Source organism: Cypionkella sp. (assembly GCF_036782355.1).
In the GTDB taxonomy this organism is placed as follows: Bacteria; Pseudomonadota; Alphaproteobacteria; order Rhodobacterales; family Rhodobacteraceae; genus Cypionkella.
Genome location: NZ_DAIPZF010000061.1, coordinates 5,769 through 11,293 on the forward strand (window position 1 = coordinate 5,769; position 5,525 = coordinate 11,293).

Annotated in this window: 4 protein-coding genes and 1 pseudogene; 4 read left to right on the forward strand and 1 reads right to left on the reverse strand. The window is 58.2% G+C overall.

What is annotated here, in order from left to right; translation table 11 throughout:
- Positions 1 to 470: pseudogene (locus tag V7Q10_RS15210) on the reverse strand (DeoR/GlpR family DNA-binding transcription regulator); the annotation flags it as partial.
- A gap of 200 nt (positions 471 to 670) precedes the next feature.
- On the opposite strand from V7Q10_RS15210, the gene V7Q10_RS15215 reads away from it, so the two are divergent.
- The 4 genes from V7Q10_RS15215 to V7Q10_RS15230 all read left to right on the forward strand — a co-directional run.
- Positions 671 to 2,770, forward strand: coding sequence for a bifunctional rhamnulose-1-phosphate aldolase/short-chain dehydrogenase (locus V7Q10_RS15215; RefSeq protein WP_333869987.1), 2,100 nt, complete (start codon positions 671 to 673; stop codon positions 2,768 to 2,770).
- A 427-nt stretch (positions 2,771 to 3,197) separates the two neighbouring features.
- Positions 3,198 to 4,271 carry a transporter substrate-binding protein gene (locus tag V7Q10_RS15220; RefSeq protein ID WP_333869988.1) on the forward strand — a complete coding sequence of 358 codons (1,074 nt, stop codon included), beginning with the start codon at positions 3,198 to 3,200 and terminating at the stop codon, positions 4,269 to 4,271.
- Positions 4,268 to 4,876 (forward strand): ANTAR domain-containing response regulator, encoded by a 609-nt coding sequence (locus V7Q10_RS15225; protein ID WP_333869989.1) that lies wholly within the window; start codon positions 4,268 to 4,270, stop codon positions 4,874 to 4,876. Before V7Q10_RS15220 ends, V7Q10_RS15225 begins: the two co-directional genes overlap by 4 nt.
- A partial coding sequence (locus V7Q10_RS15230) for an ABC transporter permease (protein ID WP_333869990.1) occupies positions 4,873 to 5,525 on the forward strand: 653 nt, incomplete at its 3' end. The genes V7Q10_RS15225 and V7Q10_RS15230, both read left to right, overlap by 4 nt.

The following is a 5,525-nucleotide window of genomic DNA, read 5'->3' on the forward strand; positions in this document are numbered from 1 at the left end:
GAAAGGATGATGTTCTGTTCGCGGTAGATCGTGCCGCCCGACAGGGTGATAGTGTTCTTGGAATGCTTGAGCAAATGCGCGGCAATCGGGAACGAGTTGGTAAAGATTTGCAGCCGTCGCCCCGCCAGCGGATGCACCATCTGAAAGGTCGTGGTGCCGCCGTTGATGATGATGCTGTCGCCATCGTCACATAGCTTGACGGCCGCGCGGGCAATCGCTTGTTTTTGCTTGGCATGCAGCACTTCGTTGACCGAAAATGGCCGCCCCGCCAGACCCACGAACTGCGGTGGGTTGATCGATTCCGCGCCACCACGCACCCGACGCAAGCGATTTTGCATATGCAAGGTGGCAATGTCGCGGCGGATGGTGGCCTCGGAGGCGGCGGTCATGTTACACAGTTCGATCACCGTCACCACAGGGCGATCCTGGATGGCGGATAGAATGAGCCTGTGGCGTTCGCTTTCGTGCATGGATCTCTCCCCTTGTCTCTTACGCTGTGTCTCTTACGCTGTGCGGGGAGTCGCGTATTGTCAATCGAGAATTGTCAATTTCAATCATTTTGGAGCTAATGACGATCAAGAATGATTGTTTTTGATTGACACTTTGCTGCTGGCCCCGCAGGTTTGGTTCAAAAAGGCCGACCCGCCGCAGCCGTGCCGAGGAGGAAGATATGACAGCGATCATGCCTAAGTGCCTGCAAAATCAATGGGATGCGGCCAAGGCTGCTGCCATGAGCGAGGCGCAAAAGCTGCTGTATCGTTCGAATCTGCTGGGCTCGGACAAGCGCATCACCAATTACGGCGGCGGCAATACCTCGGCCAAAGTGATGGAGGTTGATCCTCTGAGCGGGACCCTGGTTGAAGTGCTTTGGGTCAAGGGCTCGGGCGGGGATGTAGGCTCCATCAAAATGGACGGTTTTGCCACGCTTTACATGGATAAGCTGCGGGCGCTGAAGGCGGTCTATCGCGGCCTGCCTATGGAGGATGAGATGGTCGGCTTGCTGCCGCATTGCACCTTCAATCTGAATGTGCGCGCGGCCTCTATCGACACGCCTTTGCACGCCTATGTGCCGCGTAAACATGTCGATCACATGCACCCAGATGCCGTCATTGCGATTGCTGCAAGCGCGAATTCCCGCGCTCTGACGCAAGAGATTTTTGGCAAAGACATCGGCTGGCTGCCGTGGAAACGCCCGGGCTTCGAGCTTGGGCTTTGGCTGGAAAAATTCTGCCTTGAAAACCCCGATGCCAAGGGCGTCGTGCTGGAAAGCCACGGGTTGTTCACCTGGGATGATGACGCCGAGGCCTGCTATGCGCTGACCTTGCAGATCATCCAAAAGGCGATGGATTGGTTCGAGGCCAAAACCGCGGGCCTGCCGGCCTTTGGTGGCGCGCTGCATCACAGCCTTGCGCCTGAAGCCCGCCGTGACGTTGCCGCGCGGCTGATGCCGGCCATTCGCGGCATGGTCTCGGGGCAGCAGCATATGGTGGGGCATTTTGACGACAGCGACGCCGTGCTGGAGTTTGTCAACGCCAAGGATATGGTGGCGCTGGCCGCGCTTGGCACTTCTTGCCCTGACCATTTTTTGCGCACCAAAATCCGTCCGCTGGTGGTGGATTTTGATCCTGCCGCCAATGACATGGAGGCGGTGATGGCGGGCCTGCCCGCGCAGATCGCCGCCTACCGCGAGGATTACGCCGCCTATTATGCGCGTTGCAAACATGCAGACTCACCGGCGCTGCGTGACCCCAATGCGGTGGTCTATCTGGTGCCCGGCGTCGGCATGATCACCTTTGCCAAAGACTGCGCCACCGCCCGGATTTCGGGCGAGTTCTATGTCAACGCAATCAATGTGATGCGTGGGGCTTCGGCGGTTTCTACCTATTGCGGCCTGCCCGAACAAGAGGCCTTTGACATCGAATATTGGCTGCTGGAAGAGGCAAAGCTGTCGCGGATGCCAAAGCCAAAATCGCTTGCAGGACGCGTGGCCTTGGTCACAGGCGGGGCGGGCGGCATTGGTCGTGCCACCGCCGAGCGCTATCTGGCCGAGGGGGCTTGTGTGATGCTGGCCGATATCGACGCCGAAGCGCTGTGCAGCGCGCGGGCCGAGATTTCTGGCCGCTTTGGCGCAGATGCGGTTCGTGCGATCCAGATGAATGTCACCGATGAAGCGGCGGTTATGGCGGCTTTTGCCCAGACAGCGCTTGATTTTGGCGGCATTGATATTCTGGTTTCCAACGCAGGTATCGCCAGCTCTGCCGCCATCGAAGACACCTCTTTGGCGCTGTGGAACAAGAATATGGGCATCCTGTCGACCGGCTATTTTCTGGTCAGCCGCGAAGCCTTCAAACTGATGCGGGTGCAGGGCATCGGCGGCTCTGTTGTCTTTGTGGCCTCTAAGAACGGGCTTGCGGCCTCGCCCAATGCCTCGGCCTATTGCACCGCCAAGGCAGCCGAAATCCACCTGGCCCGCTGCCTCGCGCTTGAGGGCGCCGAGGCGGGTATTCGCGTCAATGTGGTCAATCCTGATGCGGTTCTGCGCGGGTCGAAAATCTGGTCGGGCGAATGGCTCGACCAACGCGCCCGCACCTATAAGACCGACAAGGACGGGCTGGAGGAGATGTATCGTCAGCGCTCGTTGCTCAAGCGCTCGGTCTATCCCGAAGACATCGCCGAGGCGGCCTATTTCTTTGCTTCGGATCTTTCGGCCAAATCGACGGGCAATATTCTGAACGTCGATGCTGGCAATGTGCAAGCCTTTACCCGCTAAGGAAACCCGATGCGCCATGCCTCTGCCAAAGCCCGTTTTGTCGATTGCGATGTTGATACCAAAGCCGCCATCCCTGCGCTGGCACGGGCGCAATTGAAGCCACAAGCGCGGCGCTGTTGCAGACCTTGGAAAGCTATCAAACCGCGAGTCGCGGCCAGAGGCTAGGGCGCAGGCCCAGCTTGGTCCAGCCTTTCCGTTAGTGTTATGACTACGATTTGCGCAAGGCGGCCTTAAACCGCAAGTTTTACAGGCGTCACTTGGATAAAACCAAAGGTTGCGTCCAGTGTAACAAGGAGGCTTGACCAAGGCCGCGTCTAAGCAGATGCTTAATCCAAATCCGGTTAAACACCGAGTGGCAAGCAAGCCCGACCCGATCCCTTCGACTTTGGAGGATTTTCGGGCGGGCTTTTTTTATTTGAGGGCCTTCGTGAAACGCAGCGTCTCAGTTGGAATTCTCTACTCGCGCAGTGGCAGCTATGCCCGCATCAGCGATGCCTGCCGCAGTGGCGCGCTGAATGCTATTGCGCAGATTAATGCTGATCCAGCCCGCTCAATTTCATTTGTGGCGGTCGAGCGTGATCCCGCCGGCAACGTCGATCTTTATGGGCCACTGTGTGACGAAATTCTGCGCGACACCCCCGCGCGCCATATCATTGGCTGCGTGACATCGTGGAGCCGCAAAGAGGTGATCCCGACGCTTGAAAAATCGGGCGGCACGCTTTGGTATACGGTGCCTTACGAAGGTTTCGAGGCATCGGACCACGTTGTTTATCTGCATGCCTGCCCAAATCAGCATCTTTTGCCGCTGCTGGACTGGACGTTTCCAACCTACGGTCGGCGCGGATATCTGACGGGCAGCAACTATATTTGGGGCTGGGAAATGAACCGGCTTGCGCGCGAAATCATCCATACGGCGGGCGGCGAAGTTCTGGGCGAGCGTTATTTGCCGATAGGGTCGGTTGATGTCGACCGCATGATCGAAGAGGTGCGTGCAACAAAGCCAGACTTTATCTTGAACTCGCTGATTGGGCCTTCGTCCTATGCCTTTCTGAAAGCCTATGCGGCCTTGGGCGAGAACGATCCCCATTTTCACCCTGCGCGTTGCCCGATTTTGTCCTGCAATCTGACAGAATGTGAATTGTCCGATATTGGCACGGCGGCAGAAGGGTTGATCGCAGCCGGCCCCTATTTCCACGATGGCACGCAGGCCTTTGCCAGCAGTCACGAAGCAGCGGCCAACCGCGCCGTTCATGCTTTGGCGGACCTGCTAGAGACAACGTCACAAGACACAAATCAGCCCATTGCGGCTTTGCTAAAGACCGCCGCAGGTCAACAAAGCGGCATCGACGCCAAGACCCATCACAGCGCGCAACCCGTGCTGATCGCCAAGGTGCAAAATGGGGTCTTTAAGGTGGTGCATGCGGGCGGTGTTGTGGCGGGCGACCCCTATCTGACACAACCGGTTCTGACCGCGCCACGGCGCTTGCGGGTGGTATCATGAAGCGCGGGGTCAGGATCGTTGATCTTGGGGGCGCGCATGCCATCATTCTGCACCGCCCCCATCCTGTTGTGGCGGCGCTCAGTCGGCAATTGCTTGCCGTTGGCCTGCGCGTCACCACAAGCTGGCCCACGCTTGAAGCGGAAGCATTAGCCGCAGATTTCGTGTTTTTTGACGCGGATATGGGCTTTGACGACCAGTTTCCTTGGCAAGCGGGTCAAGCTCCGATGCCTTTGATCGCTTTGATTGGATCTGAGGCACCCGGCCGTATCGAATGGGCGCTTGCGACAGGGGCGACGGCCCAAATCTTGAAGCCTGTGGGCGATAGCGGCGTCTATAGCGCGCTGCTGATTGCGCGCAATGCCTTTGAGGCGCGTAGGACATTGTCGGCCGAAGTTAGTGATTTGCGCCAGAAAATCGGCGAGCGCCAGACCGTGGTGCGGGCTGTCGTGATGTTGATCGAGCAAACTGGATCAGAGGCTGCCGCCTATTCCGCGCTGCGCAGCCAAGCGATGGATGCGCGCATTAGTCTGGAAGAGGCTGCTGCCCGCGTGCTGGAGCGCGCAGCTCTTCCGCGCGATCGTCGCCCGCAAGGAGGTTCGTCATGACAGCGCTTGCAGCAAACCGAGGGGCTAATAGTGCTTTGCGGCGGTTGTTGCAGCGCAAGATGGCGCTGTTTGGGCTGGCGCTTGTGGTGCTGATCGTCGGTACGGCCATTCTTGCACCGCTGATTGCGCCCTTTGATCCGTTTGAGCAGCATTTTGACGGTCTATCGCTTTTTGGAGAACCGCTGCCGCCTGATGCCACCTACCTGCTGGGCACGGATCTTTTGGGCCGCGATCTGTTAAGCCGGCTGCTTTACGGTGCCCGCACCTCGCTGATCATTGGCGTGATGGCGAATGGGATTGCGCTGATTATCGGCACGGTGATCGGCATAACCGCAGGGTATTTTCAGGGCTGGCTTGGATCGGTGCTGATGCGCTTTACCGATCTGATGATGGCCTTTCCCGCCTTGCTGCTGGCGATTTGCTTGGCTGCAATTTTTCAACCCTCAATCTGGATCGTGGCTTTCGTGATTGCGCTGGTGAATTGGGTGCAAACAGCGCGGGTGATCTATACCGAGACCTCAGCACTTGCTGCGCGCGATTTCATCGCGGCCGAGCGCACCTTGGGGGCCAGCACTGCACGGATCTTGTTTCGCCATATCCTGCCGCATCTTGTGCCGCTGATCATCGTCTGGGGCACTTTGGGGATTTC